At 57.3% G+C, this 19,786-nt stretch carries 17 protein-coding genes; 9 read left to right on the forward strand and 8 right to left on the reverse strand.

Annotated elements, in window-relative coordinates:
- Positions 1 to 17: 17 nt before the first annotated feature.
- From ONV78_RS22105 to ONV78_RS22125, 5 genes are all read right to left on the reverse strand, one after another.
- Positions 18 to 878, reverse strand: a complete 861-nt coding sequence (locus ONV78_RS22105; RefSeq protein ID WP_216736166.1) for a mechanosensitive ion channel domain-containing protein — start codon at positions 876 to 878, stop codon at positions 18 to 20.
- 59 nt (positions 879 to 937) lie between these two features.
- Entirely contained in the window at positions 938 to 1,852 is a 915-nt protein-coding gene (gene rimK, locus ONV78_RS22110; RefSeq protein WP_216736167.1) for a 30S ribosomal protein S6--L-glutamate ligase, read from the reverse strand.
- Between the two features lie 301 nt (positions 1,853 to 2,153).
- Positions 2,154 to 2,759, reverse strand: a complete 606-nt coding sequence (locus tag ONV78_RS22115; protein ID WP_279506453.1) for a hypothetical protein — start codon at positions 2,757 to 2,759, stop codon at positions 2,154 to 2,156.
- A gap of 152 nt (positions 2,760 to 2,911) precedes the next feature.
- Positions 2,912 to 3,751 carry an alpha/beta hydrolase gene (locus tag ONV78_RS22120; RefSeq protein ID WP_279506455.1) on the reverse strand — a complete coding sequence of 280 codons (840 nt, stop codon included), beginning with the start codon at positions 3,749 to 3,751 and terminating at the stop codon, positions 2,912 to 2,914.
- A 157-nt stretch (positions 3,752 to 3,908) separates the two neighbouring features.
- Positions 3,909 to 5,087 carry a response regulator gene (locus ONV78_RS22125; protein ID WP_279506456.1) on the reverse strand — a complete coding sequence of 393 codons (1,179 nt, stop codon included), beginning with the start codon at positions 5,085 to 5,087 and terminating at the stop codon, positions 3,909 to 3,911.
- 296 nt (positions 5,088 to 5,383) lie between these two features.
- On the opposite strand from ONV78_RS22125, the gene ONV78_RS22130 reads away from it, so the two are divergent.
- From ONV78_RS22130 to ONV78_RS22170, 9 genes are all read left to right on the forward strand, one after another.
- Positions 5,384 to 7,090, forward strand: coding sequence for an EAL domain-containing protein (locus ONV78_RS22130; RefSeq protein WP_279506457.1), 1,707 nt, complete (start codon positions 5,384 to 5,386; stop codon positions 7,088 to 7,090).
- A gap of 203 nt (positions 7,091 to 7,293) precedes the next feature.
- Positions 7,294 to 7,662 carry a response regulator gene (locus ONV78_RS22135; protein WP_127970285.1) on the forward strand — a complete coding sequence of 123 codons (369 nt, stop codon included), beginning with the start codon at positions 7,294 to 7,296 and terminating at the stop codon, positions 7,660 to 7,662.
- Between the two features lie 32 nt (positions 7,663 to 7,694).
- Positions 7,695 to 7,961: an STAS domain-containing protein gene (locus ONV78_RS22140; protein ID WP_216736171.1), complete on the forward strand. Its 267-nt coding sequence runs from the start codon at positions 7,695 to 7,697 to the stop codon at positions 7,959 to 7,961.
- A gap of 303 nt (positions 7,962 to 8,264) precedes the next feature.
- Complete coding sequence (locus ONV78_RS22145; RefSeq protein WP_279506460.1) at positions 8,265 to 10,397, forward strand: chemotaxis protein CheA; 2,133 nt, start codon at positions 8,265 to 8,267, stop codon at positions 10,395 to 10,397.
- A gap of 139 nt (positions 10,398 to 10,536) precedes the next feature.
- A complete protein-coding gene (locus tag ONV78_RS22150; protein ID WP_279506462.1) occupies positions 10,537 to 12,195 on the forward strand; it encodes a methyl-accepting chemotaxis protein in 1,659 nt (552 codons plus the stop codon).
- A 30-nt stretch (positions 12,196 to 12,225) separates the two neighbouring features.
- A complete protein-coding gene (locus ONV78_RS22155; protein ID WP_279506464.1) occupies positions 12,226 to 12,738 on the forward strand; it encodes a chemotaxis protein CheW in 513 nt (170 codons plus the stop codon).
- A complete protein-coding gene (locus ONV78_RS22160) occupies positions 12,738 to 13,577 on the forward strand; it encodes a protein-glutamate O-methyltransferase CheR (protein WP_279506466.1) in 840 nt (279 codons plus the stop codon). Before ONV78_RS22155 ends, ONV78_RS22160 begins: the two co-directional genes overlap by 1 nt.
- Positions 13,550 to 14,509, forward strand: coding sequence for a chemotaxis protein CheD (locus ONV78_RS22165; protein ID WP_279506468.1), 960 nt, complete (start codon positions 13,550 to 13,552; stop codon positions 14,507 to 14,509). Before ONV78_RS22160 ends, ONV78_RS22165 begins: the two co-directional genes overlap by 28 nt.
- Positions 14,506 to 15,615, forward strand: coding sequence for a chemotaxis response regulator protein-glutamate methylesterase (locus tag ONV78_RS22170; protein WP_279506470.1), 1,110 nt, complete (start codon positions 14,506 to 14,508; stop codon positions 15,613 to 15,615). Before ONV78_RS22165 ends, ONV78_RS22170 begins: the two co-directional genes overlap by 4 nt.
- A 22-nt stretch (positions 15,616 to 15,637) precedes the next feature.
- Here ONV78_RS22170 and ONV78_RS22175 read toward each other — a convergent pair whose 3' ends face one another.
- The 3 genes from ONV78_RS22175 to ONV78_RS22185 are packed head-to-tail and all read right to left on the reverse strand — an operon-like array spanning position 15,638 to position 19,673.
- Positions 15,638 to 16,759: a response regulator gene (locus ONV78_RS22175; protein WP_279506472.1), complete on the reverse strand. Its 1,122-nt coding sequence runs from the start codon at positions 16,757 to 16,759 to the stop codon at positions 15,638 to 15,640.
- Positions 16,756 to 19,146, reverse strand: a complete 2,391-nt coding sequence (locus tag ONV78_RS22180) for a hybrid sensor histidine kinase/response regulator (protein WP_279506473.1) — start codon at positions 19,144 to 19,146, stop codon at positions 16,756 to 16,758. The genes ONV78_RS22175 and ONV78_RS22180 overlap by 4 nt, the downstream gene beginning before the upstream one ends.
- Positions 19,143 to 19,673 carry a heme NO-binding domain-containing protein gene (locus ONV78_RS22185; protein WP_279506474.1) on the reverse strand — a complete coding sequence of 177 codons (531 nt, stop codon included), beginning with the start codon at positions 19,671 to 19,673 and terminating at the stop codon, positions 19,143 to 19,145. The genes ONV78_RS22180 and ONV78_RS22185 overlap by 4 nt, the downstream gene beginning before the upstream one ends.
- Positions 19,674 to 19,786 lie beyond the last annotated feature (113 nt).

The following is a 19,786-nucleotide window of genomic DNA, read 5'->3' on the forward strand; positions in this document are numbered from 1 at the left end:
CAGGTCGCGGCGGCGGTTTATTTCTCTTTGGCGTGGTTGGCGGCCCCAGCCCTTATCTGGCTGATGTGCTCCATGAAAAAGGAGCCGGGAATCGCAGTTCTGCCTTGCGGGGTTTCCAGCACGATGACGGAGCTGGTGATGTCGACGACCACGCCGTCCACGCCGGCGATGCTGACTTCGTCCCCCAGTTGCACCAGCTTGTTCACCTGCTGGGAGCCGATAATGTTCGCCACCAGATATTTCGCCCCGAGGGCGAAGGCTAAGGAGAAGCCTCCTGCGATGACGGCGGAGAGAATGATAGTGAACTGGGTGAAGAACTGGATGTTGATGCCGATCTGCTCGATGCCGATCACCACAGCGATAAAAATCACCGTGAACTGCACGCTGCGGCCGATCAGCGCCGACTGCCTGATCCCTACCGACTCCGCCGCAGAAGTCATCACCAGATTGATCACTTTGCTGAGCAGATACCCCCCCAGCATGATCAGCATGCCTGCGGCGAAATGAGGCAGGTAGAGCAGGAGCTGACTCATCCACTGGGAGACAATGTTCAACCCCAGACTGTTGGCGCCGGCGGCGATAAAGAACAGCAGCACCAACCAGAAAACCGCTTTGCTGATCACGTTGGTGTAGGACTGCCGCAGCTTGAGGGAGGAGGGGCTGGTGGAGAAACGCGCAAACAAACGGCCAAGTAATTTCTCCAGCAGAGTCACCCCGGTGCGCACGGCGCGAGCCAGCGCCAACGCAATGAAAAAGCCGAAGAAGAACAGCGCCAGCGCGCCCAGAATATTGGGCGTAAAGGCGATCAGTTGCTGTATTGTCTGCTCGTAAGTCTGATGTAAGAGTTCCCGCCAACCTTGAGTTTGTATCGGATCCATGGATGCTCTCTTAGTGATAACGAGGAAATAGACTGACCTCAACGCCGTCTACGGGCGTCTTATCCTTTCCCTTTGGGCTTGTTCGGGCCGTTCCGCACGTCCTTAACAATGTAGTCGATGATGGCGCCGGCGATGTCTTTATTGGTGGCGCTTTCAATGCCTTTCAGGCCGGGGGAGGAATTGACCTCCAGCACCAGTGGACCGTGACTGGAGCGGATAATGTCCACCCCTGCCAGATCCAGCCCCATCACCGTGGCCGCCTGCACAGCCAGACGCCGCTCATCCGGACGCAGCTTCACCACCTGGGCGCTGCCGCCGCGATGCAGATTGGAGCGAAACTCTCCCGGTTGCGCGGTGCGCTGCATGGCGGCGACCACTTTATCGCCGATGACAAAACAACGGATGTCGCTGCCGCCGGCTTCTTTAATGAATTCCTGCACCAGAAAATCCGCCTTCAAACCGCGAAAGGCGTTGATCAGGGTCTCAGCGGCCTTATCCGTTTCCGCCAGCACCACGCCATTGCCATGAGTGCTGGCCATGACTTTCACGATCAAGGGCGCGCCGTTCACGGATTCGATCAGGTCATTGGTGGCGTCCGCCGAATGCGCGTAACTGGTCACCGGCTGTCCCACGCCTTTGCGGGCCAGAAGCTGATGGGCGCGCAGTTTATCGCGGGACCGGGTAATGGCGATGGATTCGTTAATGGAATACACCCCGCTGACCTCAAACTGACGCAGCACCGCGCAGCCATATGTGGTTACGCTGGCGCCGATGCGGGGGATCACCGCATCGAACTGCAATTCCTCAGAGACGCCGCCGCTGCGGTAGCGCACAGTGGGCGCATTGGTGGTGATGTTCATGTAGCACTTCAACACATCCACCACGCGCGGTTCATGCCCACGCTCGCGGGCCGCCTCCACCAGACGGGACGTTGAGTAGAGTTTGGAGTTTCTTGAGAGTATGCCTATTTTCATTTTTTTTATTCCTTGTGACGGTTGTGGGGCTACTGACATCCCTGTGACAGCCTGTCTGCCCCGGGCGAAAAGAAGGGGTTAATAGACGTTTTTGAAATAGGTCTGCGATAAATTATTGGACTGCTATGACTTCCAATGCAGCAACTGCGGACTGCAATCAATAAAGTATAGACCCGAAGTTGCATTCGTTCTGTCTGAGTGACGGGAAATCAGGCGATCAGGCGCAAGCCTGTCGAGCTGGCGTAACTATGAACAAGCCTTGCGCAGCGCTGGTACTGCCGGTGTGAACGGGGAGATTGGGTTATCTGACGTTCATCAACCTGAAATTCATCAACCAGTGCCGGTCCGCTTCATTGCGATAACAGGCGTGGGCGAACTCGCGGAGAGAATTCTCAGAATTGAACAGCGCCGTGATGTCGCGTTGGATCGCGTCATCATAGAAGTGAGTGTCCTGCATGGTTTTTTTCCGCAGTGAGAAATCGCCAGCCTCCTCAAACAGAACCACAAAGTCATCGGCGGTTGTATATCCTGCTGTTTGCACAAAGTCATAAACGGCATGCTCGATAACATGCAGATTGGTATTCCACAGTTTGCACATCAGTGCGCCGGCGCTGAAAAACTCAAACTGATGGGGAGGAATGTCGGGAAACGTTTTGACCAGAAAGTCGTTGACCGGATCGTCTTCATCCATGTTGGGCGGCAGGGCGCAGTCATCACGGACTGGGTCTATTTGCAGTTCGGTAATCTGGTCATTTGCGTCAACCCAGAGGCACAGGTCAGGCCAATAACAGACTTGTCCGCGCAGAATATGTATTGATCCAATCGGCGTGTTTTCTGGCAGGTTTTTCCGTAATGCGTCTTCAGTGCAGGCGATCACAGCGTGGCGATAGATATCAAGGTTATACATGCGGTGGCGACTCTTAAGGGCGTTGCGTTTTTGTGGCGGCGGCGTTGTTTAAGCTCAACGCTAGCAGATGCCGCGGCCAGTGGAAACCGACGCATTACTGTGGACCGTTGTTTAACTGCAGATAAGGGGCGTTGGCCCCCTGTTACGTCGAATCACACTGAGGCCAGAAAATCCAACAAAGCCTGATTAAACAACTCTGGCTGGTCCATCAGCGGCAGGTGGCCGGCGTGAGGAATGCGATGCAGTTTTGCGTTTGGCATCAGTCTGGCGGCGGCTTCGCCGTGCTCGATAGCGAACAGTTGGTCCTGTTCTCCCCAGATAATCAGCGTTTCATTGTGAATGCCTTGCAGCGCTTCCTCCGGCAGAGCCGCTACTGCCGCGCCACGGCCTTGAGTGAAGGGTTTTTTACCGCCGGGGCGTTTGAGCACTTCAATGGAATAATGAGCATGATTGGGGTCCCGTTTGTCCGTATCGAACAGCAGCGAAGGCGTGAAAAAGCGATTCGCCAGCGCGGACGGAAAACTGTTCAACCAGATCATGCCGACCATGGGACGCAAGGAAGGCCGCGCGCCTAATGCCGCAGCGTCCACCAACACCAGTTTGTCTACTTTGTCGGGGCAATCCAGAGCGAATTGCAGGGCGATGGCCCCGCCTTGGGACAGACCGACGATATGGGCTTTGGGAATGGCCAGCGCCGCCATGAACTCCTGCAGCCAGGCGGAAAAATAAGGGCGATCATAGGGGGCGTCGGGCTTGTCGGATTCGCCGTAACCGACGATGTCCGGCGCTATCACATGAAAGTGCTGAGATAGCGCCCCCAGAGAGGGATACCAAGTGACCGCGCCAGCTCCGGCGCCATGCAGGCATATCACCGGCGCGCCGGCCCCGGCGGACAGGTAGGCGGTATTGATTTTCCCGGCGCTGACCTGATTTTGCGTGACGGGGATTCCCATTTTATCTATCAGCGCCTGCCGATAGTTCATATTTTCCATTAGGTAACATCCTGAATTTTAAGCTGATCCATCGAAAATAGAGGCGAAGCCTAACGGGAGTGACGCGGCCAAGTCAATAAAAGGGGGGTAAAATTAGCCGGGCGCGTCTGGACGCGCTCATTGCGGATGAAAACGAAAGGAGTAGACGCCGCGCGCGTCAATAAATCATGTCGCAAGATCCTCCCGCCGAGGCGCGATAGGGGAGGCGGATGAAAAAGCTGCTGCCCTGACCGAGTTCGCTTTTCACCTCGATGCTGCCCCCATGCAGCAGCACCAGTTTATGCACCAGGGCGAGGCCCAGACCGGTGCCTTCCACGTTTTTCTTTTTCATGGAGGATTCCGCCTGTTCAAAGGGCAGGAAGATACGCTGCAAGTCTTCTTCGGACACGCCGCAGCCTTGATCGAACACCTGGATCAGCAATTCCTGGTCGTTATGCAGGCTGACCTTGAGACCCACTTGCTTACCCGAGTCAGTGAACTTGATGGCGTTGCTGAGCAGGTTGATGAGAATCTGCTTGACCCGCAGGGGATCAAGCTCCGCCGGACCGATATCTTCCTGTATGTCAGTCAGCAGCAGGATGCCATGGCGGGAGGCCTTTTCCTTGATAATGCCAATCACGCTGTTGACCAGAATTTCGATGTGGGTGGGCTGGATTTCCAGCTGCAGTTTCCCCGCTTCGATTTTGGACAGGTCCAGTAAATCGTTGATGATGATCAGCAGATAGGAGCCGCTGTCGTAGATCTCTTTGCAGTATTCCGTCTGCTTAGGATTCATTTCGCCCATCATGCCGTCCAGCAGCACTTCCGAGTATCCCAGAATCGCGTTGAGCGGAGTGCGCAGCTCATGAGACATGGAGGACAGGAAGTTGATCTTGTACTGATTGGACATGCCCAACTGCTTGTTCTGCTCCCGCAACTGCTGCTGGCTGCGCTTGAGCTCGTCGTCGAGGCGTTTATGCTGGAGATGGTGGCGAATGCGCGCCAGCATGACGGGGAAATCAACCGGCTTTTCAATGTAGTCGTTAGCGCCTTGTGCGAACGCGCCGATGATGTCTTCATGGGCGTTTTTGGCGGTGACCATCAACACCGGCAGTTCGACGGAATTGAAGTCTTTCCTGAGAATCGCCAACACTTCCATGCCGTCCATTTCCGGCATCATGACGTCGAGCAGAATCAGATCGGGCGGTTGCGCCTCCACTTGCCGCAATGCCTCACGGCCGCTGAGTGCGATAGCACAGCGAAAGCCCTTACGCTCCAGGCGTCGGTTCAACAGGTCGCAGTTATTCTGGTTGTCGTCAACGATCAGAATGGATGCATTGTCCGATTGCTCTGTCATCACGCCCTCCAGGCGGAATTCGCCGCGGTCGCAGTCGTCGTTACGGGGGAGGGAAGCGACGCGCCGCCGGTTTCCCATCCCTGATCGCTTTGCGGAAGCGCTTATCTATAAAAACTACCGCTAATTTGACAAAAATCAAATTCAGAGCTGTATTAAGAGACAGATGCTCATGGAGCTGATTAGTCGGGCCAACGCCCGGATGCGAGACTCTTCCCCCGTGGCTATAGAGGGATCTTTCTTCGCTGATAATCCTTGTTCTGTAACATTCATCCTTTCAACGGCAGGAGCCTGTAGTCATGCACCCACTCACCGGTAGCAGGCTGCTTATTGTTGATGACGAGCAGCGCAACACCAAACTGCTTACGGATATCTTTCGGGCGCAGGGATTTGACGCCTTTCCTCTCAATGACGCCAATGAAGTGATTGGCGCCGTCGCCAGCTACGAGCCGGATTTGATTATCCTGGACGTTATGATGCCGGGTAAGACCGGCTTTGAGCTGACCCGTGAAATCAAGGCCCAGGAACACTGGAAACACATCCCCATTATCCTTCTCACAGCACTGGCCGATCGCGATTCCTGCGTGTCGGGACTGGAGTGCGGAGCGGAGGATTACGTCAGCAAGCCGTTCAACCGGCGTGAACTGCTGGCGCGGGTGAACAACCTGCTCAAGCTTAAGAAGCTGCACGATTTTCAACATCAGAATCTGCGTCTGCTGGAGGAATACGATTCTGTCACCGGCTTGCCGAAGAAAGATATTTTGATGGAGTTGATCGACTCTCTCATCAAGCGGAAAAACAACGCCAACGTTTGCGTGTGCGTCTGCGAAGTGGATATGGATCAGACCCTGATCGGCCTGCTCAGCAGTCATGACCGCGACCAGTCCGAACGTCAGGTCTGTCGCACTGTGGTGGAGCGCATGTCGTCCATTTTCCCGCCAGGCATGCTGCTGGGCTGTCTTGGCTCCGGCAAATTTGGCGTGGTGCTTGAAGCGGATGAGGAGGAAGGCGCGGCGCATTTGCGTCAACTACAGCAGAAATTAAGTATGCCCATCCTGGTGGAAGGGCAGGAATTTTTACTCAAATTCTCTGTCGGGTACGCGCCGCCGCCGCATCCCCGCGTAGAGTGGATCGTACTGTTTAATCATGCGGAAATCGCAGCCCTGGAAGCCAGGAAAGAAGGCGGCAATCTGGTGAAACGTTTTGCGCCGGAAATGGATGTGGAGAACCACGAACGCTGGTGGATGTCGCGGGCGCTGTTTCAGGCGGTGCGCGAACAACAGTTCGAGGTCTATTACCAGCCCCAGGTGGATATTCTGCAAGAGTCCCTGGTGGGGTTTGAGGCGTTGTTGCGCTGGAAAACCCCGGAGAAAGGCCATATCAGCCCGGCGCGCTTCATCCCGCTGGCGGAGGAAAACGGGCAGATCTACGACATCAGTCTGTGGATGATGGAGCAGGTGTGCCAGCAGATAGCGCTCTGGAAACGGGCCGGCAAGCGCCTGCGTATGGCGATCAATATCTCGCCGGTGCAACTGCATCGTGATGAGTTCACCCAGGACTTCGTCGATCTTTTCACCCGCTATCATCTGTCCCCCAATGACTTCGAACTGGAGCTGACGGAAACCAGTCTGATGGACCCGAAAGGCGGCGGACAGTTGCGGGAGTTGTGGCGCCAGGGTTTCGATATCGCCATTGACGATTTCGGCACCGGCTACAGCAATCTGGAGTATCTGCGCAAATATCCCTTTAACCGTTTGAAGATTGACCGTTCGTTCATCAGCAATATTTGCGACTCCGGCGATGACTTCGCCATCGTCAAGGCCATATTGGCTATTGCTCAGCATATGGGCTTCAAGGTTATCGCCGAAGGCATTGAAACCGCGGATCAACTGGCGCGTTTACGCAGTCTCGGCTGCCATGAGGCGCAGGGATATTTATTCAGCAAGCCGGCGCCCGCCGCCAACGCCACGGCCATGCTGTTCAATGGACTTAAGGCGCCGGCCTAGGGCGCCCTGAAAGGCGGGCGGGACTTGCATAGCTGGATTTTGTGGCTAAATTTTGAACTACACTTAATCTACTTTTATTGATTAGTTATTTAGGACGGTATCTTAAGAGTTTGTTGATGATTCGGCGTCGCCACCCATGACGCCGAAGCATTCACAGGCGCAACTGGAAGACCAACAACGCACGGCGCTAATGGACGATTGCTATGGCGAAGACCATTCTGATCATTGACGATTCCATCTCTCTGCGGCAAATGGTGGACATCACGCTCAAGTCCGCAGGCTACAACGTAATACAGGCGGAAAACGGCCAGGACGCGCTGGGAAAGCTGCCTGACGCCAAGCCCAGCTTGATTGTCTGCGACGTGAACATGCCGGTCATGGACGGCATCTCCTTCGTCAAGGAGCTTAAAAGCCTGCCTGAATACAAATTCACTCCGGTCATCATGCTGACGACGGAAAGCACCGAAGATAAACGTATGGAAGGTCAGATGGCGGGCGCCAAGGCGTGGATGGTGAAACCGTTCCGTCCGGAAGCCATGCTTAAAGCCGTCCAGAAACTGATACTGCCCTGACGCGCAGTCACCCGTCCAGGGAGGGAGACACAATGAGCATAGACTCCCAACACGACCCCGAGCAGAACCGGCTGACCCTGAGCGGTGAGCTGACGATCTACTGTGCGGCGGAAGCCAAAGCGCCCCTGCTTGAGCATAAAGATATCGACATCGATCTTAGCCAACTGACGGAACTGGACGGGGCGGGCCTGCAACTGTTGATCCTGGCCAAACGGGATCGGCGCGCGCGGCTGGTGAACGCCAGTGAGGCGGTCGACAAAGTGTTCACGCTGACCGGGCTCGCAGACATGTTGGAGTAGACCGGTCTGTTCCGATTGAGCGTATAGAAGAAAAAATAGAAAACCGGGAAATAGAAAAGTCAGAAATAGAAGCAGAAAGCAGAAGAAATAAAAGCAGAAGGAAGCAGAAGGAAGCAGCAGGAAGAAAAAAACATGGGGCCGCTTAACGACGGTCCGGGAAGGACCCCTTCTCGAACGCCCGGAGGGCGACAATCAGCCGGTATGACGAATAAGACTTGCCGGGCTGACAGGATTCGCGCTCGCCGATGAATCTGCCTCGGCGACGTAACCCGCAGCCTGCGTCACGGAAAGGGAAGACGGATAATGAGCCTGGATTTCAGCGGCGCCTTAAAGGCCTTCGCCCAGGAAAGCAAAGAACTGCTGGCGGAAATGGAGCAGTCGCTGCTGACCCTGGAGGAGGAGGGCGCCAAAAAGGAACTGGTGGATGCGGTGTTTCGCGCCGCCCACACCATCAAGGGGTCCGGTGGGCTGTTTGGGCTGGACCATGTCGTTGCTTTTACTCACGACGTGGAAGGCGTGCTGGACGCTGTTCGCGATGCGCGCCTGGACATTGACGGCGATCTGATCAGCCTGCTGTTGAGTTGCGGTGATCAAATCGGACGGTTGGTGGAAAGCTCCCTGGCTGGGGAGGTGGAAGGCGAGCTGCTGCGTAAAGGCGCTGCGCTACAGGCGCAACTGCAACGCTATCTGCCCGGCTCCGCCAGCGCCGTCGCCACGCCGGAAGCCGACGTCGGCGAGACGCCACAAGGCGCGCGCGGCTGGCATATCTCTCTCCGTTGTGGTCGCGATCTGCTGCGCGACGGCATGGACCCTCTCAGCATCCTGCATTACATCTCCACCCTCGGTGAACTGGTTCGGGTCACCACCTTCTGCGGGCATATGCCGGCGGCGGAGGAAATGGACCCGGAGTCCTGTTATCTCGCCTTTGAAATGGACCTGATCACCGAACAGGCCAAAGAAGAAATTGAAGACGCGTTTGAGTTCGTCAGCGCCAGCAGCGAGGTGCGCATTACTCCGGTGGGTGATCCTGACTCTTGGGACGAAGCCATTGAGGCGACCCCGGAGGGAGAACATCGTCTCGGCGAGATTTTGCTGGATAGCGGCGCCGTCACCCGCAATGAGCTGGAGCAGGCCTTGAAACAACAGGAGAGCGTGCCGGAAAGACCCAAGCTGGGTGAAATACTGGTCGCTCGCAACGCCGTGCAGGAAAAAACCGTCAATACAGCGCTGGAAAAGCAGGCTGGCGTAGTCAAAAAACAGCGTCAGGACAGTTTCCTTAAAGTCGATGCGCAGAAGCTCGATCACCTCATCAATCTGATTGGCGAACTGATGATCGCCAACGCCGAAGTGCGGGTGCGGGCGGAACGCATTCAGGAATCCGTGCTGCATGAATCCGTCGCCAACTCCACCCGTTTTATCGAGGCCGTGCGCGACTGCGCGCTGAGTCTGCGCATGGTGCAGATCGGCGATACCTTTAACCGCTTCCAACGGGTGGTGCGCGATCTTGCTCGCGATCTGGGCAAAGATATCCGGCTCGTCGTCAGCGGCGGCGACACCGACCTCGATAAAACCCTGGTGGAGCGTATCAGCGAGCCGCTGACCCATCTGGTGCGCAACGCCATCGATCACGGCATTGAATCAGATTCCCTGCGCCGGGATCGAGGCAAGGCGGCCACTGGCGTGATTCGCCTGAACGCCTTTCATGAGCGCGGCAGCATCGTCATTGAAGTCAGCGATGACGGCGGCGGCATGAATCCGGAAAAAATCGTCGCCAAAGCGATTGAAAAGCAGCTCATCCGCAGCGCTGAAGGCATGAGCGACAGCGAAATTTTCAAACTCATTTTCGAACCGGGATTCTCCACCGCGGAGCAGGTGACCAATGTCTCCGGCCGGGGCGTGGGTATGGACGCAGTGAAGAAAACCCTGGAAGAACTGCGCGGCAGCGTGGAGGTGGAGAGCGCGCTGGGCAAAGGCTCCACCATTCGCCTGCGGCTGCCGCTGACCCTGGCCATCATCAACGGCTTTTTGGTGGGAGTGGGGGACAGCAAATATGTGGTGCCCCTGGAAATGGTGGACGAATGCGTCGAGTTGAACGGCGATGGCGGCGGCGACTTCATGGGCCTGCGCGGGCTCGCGCTGCCGTTTCTGCGACTGCGTGATCTGTTCAGCATCGACGGCCGCCCCTCCGATCGGCAAAGCGTGGTGGTGGTGCAATACGCCGGCCGCCGCGCGGGGTTGGTGGTGGACCGTTTAATGGGTGAATTGCAAACCGTTATCAAGCCTCTGGGAGACATCTTTACGCCGTTGAAATGGGTCAGCGGATGCACCCTGCTGGGGAGCGGCGATGTGGGGCTGATCCTGGATATACCGGAACTGGTCACCCGGGCGGAAAACGCCCAGAACCAGTCTGTGGGCAGGAAAATGGCGGCGGGCTGACGTCGGCATGAAAGGCATGTCCGACGGAACGAATTCACTGACTGCAAGCCAGTAATAAAACCAGTATTAAAGCTAGTAACAAAGACAGCAACGAAGCCAGTAATGCAGAGAGAAACACTGGAAACATGGGAGAGGGATCATGGGTTGGTTTAATAATCTGAAAGTCTCCGTAAAGCTGATAGGCTCCTTTCTATTGATGCTCGCGCTGATGGCGGTGGTGGGGTATCTCGGTATCTCCAACATGGGCAAAATCAACGAGTCCGACACCAAGATGTATAAACGCGACACCTTGGGCATCTCCCACATCAAGGAAGCCAATATCCAGCTTCTCAACCAAAGTCGCGCGCTGCGTAACCTGATGCTGGCGAGCACCATGGAGGAGCGCGAGGCGTTTATGCGCTCGGTGCAGGAGTTTGACACGGCCATGCACACTGAGCTGAACACCTCCAAAAGCATCGCTGAAACGGAAGAAGCAAAACGCCTGTATAAAGACCTGGATCGCGCCTATCAGGAGTTCATTCCACTGCGGGATCGCTTGTTGAACATCATCAGACAGGAAAGCCTGATGTCCAACCGCGATTCCGTCGACTTCGCCATGACCACATTGCGCCCGAAAGCGGATGCGCTGGATAACCTGATGACAGAGCTGGTGCAGGTGATCGAGCACAATGCGGAAACCACCTCCAAATCCAACGATGAGCTATACGCCACCAGCAAAGCCGTGATGCTGGTGGTGATCGGCGTCGCCGCCGTCTTGGGCCTAATGTTGGGCTTTATTATTTCCCGCGCCATATCGCGTCCGCTCGGACACGCGGCGGATGTGGCCTATCGTTTATCCGAAGGCGATTTGAACGTGAGCGTCAACGTCAACAGCCGGGATGAGACCGGACAGGTGCTGGCGGCCATGTCGCAAATGGTGGAGAAATTTACCGACATCATCAGCGACGTGCGCAGCTCTGCGGACAACTTGTCTTCCGCCAGTGAGGAAGTCAGCTCCACGGCGCAATCGCTGTCTCAGGCGGCCAGTGAACAGGCGGCCAGCGTTGAGGAAACCACTGCGTCCATGGAGGAGATGAACGCCAGCATTTCGCAAAACACCGAAAATGCGCAAGTTACTGAAGACATCGCCACCAAGTCGTCCCAGGAGGCGCAGGAAGGCGGACAGGCGGTTCAGGCCACCGTCACCGCCATGCGCGATATCGCCGGCAAAATCAAAATCATCGACGACATCGCCTATCAGACCAACTTGCTGGCCTTGAACGCCGCCATTGAAGCGGCGCGGGCGGGCGAGCACGGCAAAGGCTTCGCCGTGGTGGCGGCGGAAGTGCGCAAGCTGGCGGAACGCAGCCAGACCGCCGCGCAGGAAATCAGTAATCTGGCCGACAACAGCGTCGATCGCGCAGAGCGGGCGGGCGCCCTGCTGGAAGAACTGGTTCCCTCCATTGTGAAAACTGCCGGTCTGGTGCAGGAAATCGCCGCCGCCAGTTCCGAACAGGCCAGCGGCGTGGCCCAGGTCAATACCGCCATGACTCAGGTCAGCCAGGTGACGCAAAGCAACGCGTCCTCCAGTGAAGAGCTGGCGGCGACGGCGGAAGAACTGAGCAGCCAGGCCCAGCAACTGCAACACATCATGGCGTTCTTCAAACTGGGCGACAGCAGTCCCAGCAGCGCCGCCCGGGCAATGGTTCCGCGGGAAGCCGCGCCCAAGAAAACCGCCAAGGTCAAGCCCTTGCGGGTGGTCAACAAGCCGGCGGCGGAAACGCCGGAGCCGGACGAAGCGCATTTCATTCGTTTTTAACCGCAAACCCTGGCCTGGAAGGAGGCGGATATGGCTCAGGCATTGGAAACAAGCGCCCAGCCCGCGGACAGCGAACAGTACCTCACCTTTATGCAAAGCGGGGATATGTACGCCATTCCTCTGCTGGGGGTGAAGGAGATCATCGAATATGGCGGCATCACTCCGATTCCGACATTACCAAGTTTCATCCGTGGGGTGATCAACTTGCGCGGGCGGGTAGTGCCGGTGATCGACCTTGGCTGTCGCTTCGGTAAAACCGAGCGGGAGGTGACCCGGCGCACCTGCATCATCATCGTGGAGGTCGGCTCAGGAGAAGAGAGCCAGGACATGGGAGTGATCGTGGACAGCGTGAGCGCGGTCATTGATATTCCCATGTCCAATATTCAGCCGCCGCCGGCGTTCGGCGCCAAGATCCGGGTGGATTTCATTCAGGGCATGTGGAAGTCCGATGAACGCTTTGTCATTGTCATGGACATTGACCGGGTGCTGTCCGTGGATGAAATTACCAACATGGCGGAGGCCTTGCAGGAGAGTGTGGCCTGATGGTCAAAATCGTCGCCAGTGAAGGCGCTACGCCGAAGTCGAATCTTTATCGCATCGGCGACAGGGATTTCTTGATCATTAAACGCTTTGTGCACGATGCGGCGGGCATCTTTCTGACCGACGCCAAGAAGAATCTGGTCACCGGTCGTCTCGCCAAGCGTTTGCAGGCGCACAATCTGGAAAGTTACGGGGATTACCTGCGCCTGATCGACGCCGACGCGGACGAGCGCCAGATCGCGCTGAATCTGCTGACCACCAACGAAACCTATTTCTTTCGCGAGCCCCAGCACTTTGACTTCATGCAGCGGCACATCTTGCCCCAGCGTGCGCGGGGCAGGCCCTTTCGGGTGTGGAGCGCGGCCTGCTCCACGGGAGAAGAGCCCTACAGCATCGCCATGCTGCTGGATGACGCACTGGGCCAGTCCAACTGGGAAATTCTGGCCACTGATATTTCCACCGACGTACTGACCCACGCCAGGCGCGGATGTTACTCCATGCAGCGGGCGCAACATATGCCGCCGAATTACCTGAGGCGTTATTGCCTGAAGGGGGTGGGGCCGGAGGACGGCAATCTGTTGGTGGACAAAAAGTTGCGCGGAGTCGTGCAATTCAAAAACCTTAATCTAAACGCCACGCTGCCTAATGTTGGGCTGTTCGACGTGATTTTCCTGCGCAATGTCATGATCTATTTTCAGGCGGACACCAAGCGCCAACTGATCGCCAAATTGATTCAACATTTGCACAAAGGCGGTCACTTGTTCATCGGTCGATCGGAGAGTCTGAATGGCGTGACGGAGCAACTAGAGCAAATATGTCCCGCCGTGTATCGCAAACCGTAATCGCCAAGCCGGAAGAGCCTCTTGAGATCTTTCTGGATGCGGGGGAGTTGTATCTGGCGGAGGCCGACACGCGCATTCGCAGTCTGCTCGGGGAGGGGGGAATCATCACCCTGTGGCATCCGCATTTGAAGCTCGGGGGGATGTGTCACTTCAAAAAAGTGCGCATGGACGCCAGCGAGCCCACCGGCCGAACGTTGAATGTCGCCTATGCGGACGCGGCGCTGAGCTTCCTGCAACTGGAGATGGTGCGCGCCGGCGCGCCGCCTCGCCGCTTTGAGGCGAAGCTGTTCGTCTTTGATGGGAACGATGCGGACCAGACCGCGAAAGAGGCGGGGCAGCTGCTGCATGACTTCGGTTTCAAACTGGCGCTGGATCACAACGGCAGCGGCAATCTGGTGTTCGATATCTGGAGCGGGGATGTCTGGATACAGAAAGACGCTCCCAGCATGGTCGACGCCGGCAAAGCGCCGCAGGACATTCTGGAAGTCTATCTGGACCCGGGCGAATGGTATTTCTCTGATGCCGACACCCGCATGAAGACGCTGCTGGGCTCCTGTGTGGCGGTGGTGCTGTGGCATCCCAAAAAGCGCCTGGGCGGCATGTGTCACTACATGCTTCCGCAACGCAACGGCGGCGCGTCCAATCAGGGGCTGGACGGGCGTTATGCGGATGAAGCGATGCAATTACTGGTGGACGCCTTAAAGAAGGAACGCACGCGGCCGCAGGAGTACGAAGTGAAAATATTCGGAGGCAGCTCTATGCTGGAAGGGTCCTCAATCAACGTGAGTAAACGCAACATTGAAGCGGCGTATCGTCTGCTCAAACACCATGGATTTCGAATAATGGGCGAAGACCTGGGCGGCCGGGCGCATCGCAATCTGGTGTTTGACGTCTGGAGCGGCGATGTGTGGCTAAGGAAGGGAAGCCGATGAACACTAAGATCAAGGTCATGCTGGTGGATGACTCGGCGGTGGTCAGGCAGGTGCTGCAGCAAGTGCTGGAGCGGGATAAGAATATCGAAGTGATCGGCGCGGCGGCGGACCCCATTTTCGCGCAATCGAGGATGAGCAAGCAGTGGCCCGATGTCATCGTGCTGGATGTGGAAATGCCGCGCATGGACGGCATCACTTTCCTGAAAAAACTGATGGCGGAGCGGCCCACGCCGGTGGTGATGTGCTCCAGCCTGACCAGCAAGGGCGCGCAGACCAGCATGAAAGCGCTGGCCGCCGGCGCGGTGGCGGTGGTGGCGAAGCCGACTGTCGGCGTGAAAGAATATCTGGAGAGCGCCGCCGGTGAGCTGATCATGGAAATCAAAGCGGCGGCGAAAGCCAATATGCGCAATATGTCGGCGGCGACAGCCGCGCCGGCGCAGTCCGTGACGACCCCCGCCAAATTCTCCGCGGATGCGGTAATTCCTTTGCGCTCCAGCGGCTCTATGGTCTCCACCAATAAAATCGCCGCGCTGGGAACCTCCACCGGCGGCACCCAGGCGTTGGAATACGTGCTGACGCGGCTGCCCCGTAATTGTCCCGGCATCGTGATCGTGCAGCACATGCCGGAAAAGTTCACCGCGGCGTTCGCGGAGCGCCTGAACAGCATCTGCGAGCTGGAAATCCTGGAGGCGGAAAGCGGCCATCAGGTAGCGCCAGGGCGCGCGCTGATTGCTCCCGGCGGCAAACACATGGTGCTGCGGCGCAATGGCGCGCAGTACTTCGTGGAGATCATGTCCGGGCCGCCGGTGAATCGCCACCGGCCGTCCGTCGACGTCCTGTTTCGGTCGGTGGCTCAGGCGGCGGGCCGCAACGCGTTGGGAATCATCATGACCGGCATGGGGGACGACGGCGCCAAAGGACTGTTGGAATTACGCAACGCCGGCGCTCTGACCATTGGCCAGGATGAACGCTCCTGCATTGTTTACGGCATGCCGAAAGAAGCGGCGAAAATAGGCGCGGTGGCGCGGGAAATCTCTCTGGACCGCATCCCTCAGTGCATTCTGGATATGGGCGCGTCGCTCACCGCCAGCGCCCAGCGGGGATGAGCGCCTGAAAACGGGGGCGAGATCACGCCCCCCGACAATGCTCCATACGCTGGATAATGGCCTCTAACTGCTCATCCAGTCCGGTCACGTCTTCATAGGTCTTGAAGGTGCGTTCCAACCCTTTGCGCACCACCTTGGTAAGGGTCTCTTCCTGGCTTTCCAGCAACGCGAGGCTATCGTAGGCGACCACCAGTTCATCCAGGGTCTGCTCGAGCACCTGAAAAGCGGTTTTGTGTTGACGTTCGCGCGCGTCGTTGATGTCTTTCAGGGCTTTGCGGCTGTCCTGCAGCACGCCTTCTATCAGCGCGATCAGTGTCTGGTTTTCAAGCCCTTGCCGGCGGAACTCGGCGCACTCCAGCAACAGCAGTAAATTGTCGCGGGCGCGGCCTTTCTTCTCCTCATCATCCGGGGTTTTGGGCACCAGTAGAGAGAAAGGAGGGATATTGACCAGCAAGCGTTTATTGAATTCCAGTAGCCGCTGCTCCTGGTCTTTGACTTTGAGCAGCAGCTCGGACTCCAGGGGGGAGACGAAGCCTTTGCTGCTGTGGCTGATTTTGTCGTTCTCCAGATTGATTTGCACGGTGCCCTGCAGGTCAAACTCCTCCAGGGTCTCAATGATCAGGCCCGCCAGATCAGTCAGCGTGTCCATCCTCATGCTGCGGCGCAGGAACTCCAGAATCACTCCTTGTTCACCCGCGACGGTGATGGCGGTCATCGCGGTGGACATGGCCGCCTGCTGCGCCTCCTGGCCTGCCTTGGCCTGTTGCATCTGCTGAATCGCCATGCGCACTTTCTTGCGCAGTACGTCCGGTTGCGCGGGTTTGATCAGGTAATCCCGGCCGCCAGCGTCATAACCCGCCAGTTTTTCCTCCACCGTATCGTGGGCGGAGACGAAGATGACTTCTATATGTTGTGTAGCGGGATTCGCCTTCAGCCGCCGACAACATTCGTAGCCGTCCATTTCCGGCATGGTCACGTCCAGCAGCACCACATCCAGCTCCGGATCTTTCTCCGCCATCTGCAAGGCTTTGGCGGCGCTGGTGGCGGCTTGCACCGCATATTCGTCTTTCAGGTTCTCCAGCAGGAAATGCAGGTCGTTCGGAGAATCGTCGACGATCATCACATGGGGCTTTTCGTCGCTCATTGTGGTTCACCCTGAGTTTGAATGAGTTGGGATAAGTGGGTTTGAGCCTGCTCGATATCGAACTGAAACAACGCTTCCTCCAGCTGCGACAGCGCTTGCACCTGCGGTGGATCGCTGACGGTGGCGCGCAGTTGGGCGAGGGATTTCTGCGCCTGCCCCAGATCGCTTTCCAGATAGTCTCTTAATTGCAGCAACTGCGGCAGCAATGGCCGCTGATCTTTGCTGAGCATCGATGGCGCAGGAGCGGCTTCGTTTTGTTCCAGGCGCGACAGACCGGACAATACTTCCTCCAGCGTTTGCAGCAACGGCGCCATCAGGTCGTGGGTCTGACTTTGATTGCCCGCGCGGGCGGCGCTTTCCACCGCGCCGGCGGCTTTGCCCAGCGCTTCCGCGCCAATGGTCGCGCCGCTGCCTTTAAGGCCGTGGGTAATGATGGCGATTTCACCAAGCGCGTTCTGCTCCATCAGGGTTTGCAACTCCTTGGGAGCGTCTTCCCACTTTTCGTAGAAGCCGCTGAGGATGCGCTGGAACAGGGGCCAACGTCCACCCAGGCGCTGCAAGGCTTCGGTGATGTTGAGACCGGGCAGGGAGGGAATGTCGTGGCCGCCGGCTGGCGCGGTGATGATGCTTTCCCGTGTCGCCGGCGCGGGGGTTTTACTGCGCAGCCAGTGACCCAGCGTCTCGAACAGCTCTTCAGCCGCGAACGGTTTGACGATATGGCCGTTCATGCCGGCGTCACGACTCAGGTCGCGATCGCTTTGCTGCGCGTGAGCGGTCATCGCCAGAATGGGAATCTCCTGAAAACGCCCGCCCAGAGCGCGAATGGCGCGGGTGGCGTCGAGCCCGTTAAGCTCCGGCATCTGCACGTCCATCAGAATGAGATCGTAGTCTTTGCCCTGCACGGCGTGTACCGCGGACAGGCCGTTGTCGACCACATCCGGCTTGACGCCGACGGAGCTGAGCAGGTCGATGGCCACTTCCTGATTGACCACATTGTCCTCCGCCAACAGCACTTTGGAGCCGCCGAACCACCAGCTTTGCGCGTCGTCATCGTCGTCATGGTCATCCAGACAACAGGCGCGGCAGTTTTCGCCTACATAATGGTTTTGCAATAGGACGAACAAATCATGGGGACGAATAGGCGAGCGCAATTCGGAGTACAGGACCTCCTCGTTATTCAAATCTACCTGGGCGCCGAACACCCTTACTGCGATTGGGTTCTGGTCGCCGTGTTTGTCCCGTAGCCAGGCCAGGATTTCCTGCGGCGGCGGCTGTTGGTGAACCAACATCAGGTCGAAGGGGCGATAGGCGCTTTCCAAGGCTTTCAGAGCTTCTTCGGTGGAGCTGGACGGAGCCAGTATATCCACGCCGAGTTCACGCAGGCCTCGCTTCAGGAAGGGCGCAATGGACTCCTCCGCCAACAATAGAATAGGTTTGTCCGCCCAGGGCGCCGGCGGCGGCTCCCGGGTCGATCCGTCGATAGACAGGGAGAGATAAGGCAGGGAGAAGTAGAAGTCGGCTCCAACGCCGGGTTCGCTGCGCACTTGCAGACGACCGCCCATGGCTTCCACCAGCCGGGAGCTGATGGACAGGCCCAGCCCAGTGCCGCCGTAGCGCCGGGTGTGAGAGTCGTCCGCCTGACTGAACGGCTCGAAAATCTGTTGCTGCCGGTCTGCGGGAATGCCGACGCCGGTATCCGCCACGCCGAACATGAGGCGGTCCTCCACCGGGTAGCAGTACAACGACACTTCTCCCTGTTTGGTGAACTTCACGGCGTTGGACAACAGGTTGCAGATGATCTGCTTGAGCCGGGTAGGGTCTCCCATGATCTGATCCGGCAGATGGGCGGCCAGGGTCAGCGTCAAAGTGAGCCCTTTATCGGACGCCTGGCTGCACACGACTGGCAGACAGCTGTCCAGCAGACGACCAAGCGAGAAGGGAATGCGCTCCAGGTTGACCTTGTCCGCCTCCAGTTTGGAGAAGTCCAACAGATCGTTGATCACCGTCAGCAGCAGTTTGCCGGAGGTGAAGGCGGTTTTGGCGCGCGCCTTTTGTTCCCGTGACAGGTCGCCATGCATCATGGCCTGCAGCATGCCGATCACCCCATTCAGCGGCGTGCGGATCTCATGGCTCATGTTGGCGATAAACAGACTCTTTGCCTTGTTGGCGGCCATGGCCTCATCCCGCGCTTCTTCCAGCTTCTTGGTGCGGTCTTTGACCATGTCGCCCAGGGAGTGCACCATGCCTGCGGTTTTCTGCAGGGCGTCCTCCAGCAACAGATGACTCTCGTAGAGTTCAGTGGCTTTTAATTCCAACAGTTGCTCCGCCTGATGACGGGCGGCGCGCTCCCGGGCGAGGGCGCGCTCAAGAACGGCGATTTTGGTCATTGGATTTTATTCAGCTCAAAGGTGATATGGTCCTTTTCTTCGGTGCGCTGACTTAATACGACTCCGTCATTGAAATGGGCTATTGCGCCCTGTATCAACCCTTCCGCCAGATCTTCCAGATGTCGGGTTGAATAGTAATAGAGCATCAGTTGGTCGGGCTGCGGCTGACTGCAATCGAAACGCGGCAGCTCCGCGTCTGGATAGAGCTTCTGTACTTCCTGGTGGATATAAACGTCGATTTTGCTGAGAAAGTCGAAGGAGCCGTGGATGTCCTTGAAGAATTGCGGATACAGGACATAGAAACGGCCGAATAAATGATTACCGAATGTTTTCAACAAGTCAGGGATGGGAGCGTCGTGACGGGCGCTGAGCGTTTTCAGCAGTTCGACCATTTCACTGTGGTCGTAGGTGCCTACGGAGGTGTATATCCCTGAAACGCCGGATTCTTCAATAAGGGCGTCGACTTCCTCAAGCCCGAATTTATCCTCCACCAGTTGCAGAAATTCGGTGAAAACGATGCCTTTCATCTTGTTTCTCTTCCTGAGCAGGTCCGTTACCAAAATTGTAGCAGTGAAGGTGGGCAATGCAATGTAACCTGAGCGATTGTTAATGCGGCGAAAGCCGCGGGGCGCAAGGGCTT

Source organism: Hahella sp. CR1, assembly GCF_029813005.1.
GTDB lineage: Bacteria > Pseudomonadota > Gammaproteobacteria > Pseudomonadales > Oleiphilaceae > Hahella.

Excerpts from the sequence above, each read along its gene's own strand:
- ONV78_RS22105 (WP_216736166.1), bottom strand. The coding sequence starts at position 878 with ATGGATCCGATACAAACTCAAGGTTGGCGGGAACTCTTACATCAGACT.
- rimK (WP_216736167.1), bottom strand. The coding sequence starts at position 1,852 with ATGAAAATAGGCATACTCTCAAGAAACTCCAAACTCTACTCAACGTCC.
- ONV78_RS22115 (WP_279506453.1), bottom strand. The coding sequence starts at position 2,759 with ATGTATAACCTTGATATCTATCGCCACGCTGTGATCGCCTGCACTGAA.
- ONV78_RS22120 (WP_279506455.1), bottom strand. The coding sequence starts at position 3,751 with ATGGAAAATATGAACTATCGGCAGGCGCTGATAGATAAAATGGGAATC.
- ONV78_RS22125 (WP_279506456.1), bottom strand. The coding sequence starts at position 5,087 with ATGACAGAGCAATCGGACAATGCATCCATTCTGATCGTTGACGACAAC.
- ONV78_RS22130 (WP_279506457.1), top strand. The coding sequence starts at position 5,384 with ATGCACCCACTCACCGGTAGCAGGCTGCTTATTGTTGATGACGAGCAG.
- ONV78_RS22135 (WP_127970285.1), top strand. The coding sequence starts at position 7,294 with ATGGCGAAGACCATTCTGATCATTGACGATTCCATCTCTCTGCGGCAA.
- ONV78_RS22140 (WP_216736171.1), top strand. The coding sequence starts at position 7,695 with ATGAGCATAGACTCCCAACACGACCCCGAGCAGAACCGGCTGACCCTG.
- ONV78_RS22145 (WP_279506460.1), top strand. The coding sequence starts at position 8,265 with ATGAGCCTGGATTTCAGCGGCGCCTTAAAGGCCTTCGCCCAGGAAAGC.
- ONV78_RS22150 (WP_279506462.1), top strand. The coding sequence starts at position 10,537 with ATGGGTTGGTTTAATAATCTGAAAGTCTCCGTAAAGCTGATAGGCTCC.
- ONV78_RS22155 (WP_279506464.1), top strand. The coding sequence starts at position 12,226 with ATGGCTCAGGCATTGGAAACAAGCGCCCAGCCCGCGGACAGCGAACAG.
- ONV78_RS22160 (WP_279506466.1), top strand. The coding sequence starts at position 12,738 with ATGGTCAAAATCGTCGCCAGTGAAGGCGCTACGCCGAAGTCGAATCTT.
- ONV78_RS22165 (WP_279506468.1), top strand. The coding sequence starts at position 13,550 with ATGTCCCGCCGTGTATCGCAAACCGTAATCGCCAAGCCGGAAGAGCCT.
- ONV78_RS22170 (WP_279506470.1), top strand. The coding sequence starts at position 14,506 with ATGAACACTAAGATCAAGGTCATGCTGGTGGATGACTCGGCGGTGGTC.
- ONV78_RS22175 (WP_279506472.1), bottom strand. The coding sequence starts at position 16,759 with ATGAGCGACGAAAAGCCCCATGTGATGATCGTCGACGATTCTCCGAAC.
- ONV78_RS22180 (WP_279506473.1), bottom strand. The coding sequence starts at position 19,146 with ATGACCAAAATCGCCGTTCTTGAGCGCGCCCTCGCCCGGGAGCGCGCC.
- ONV78_RS22185 (WP_279506474.1), bottom strand. The coding sequence starts at position 19,673 with ATGAAAGGCATCGTTTTCACCGAATTTCTGCAACTGGTGGAGGATAAA.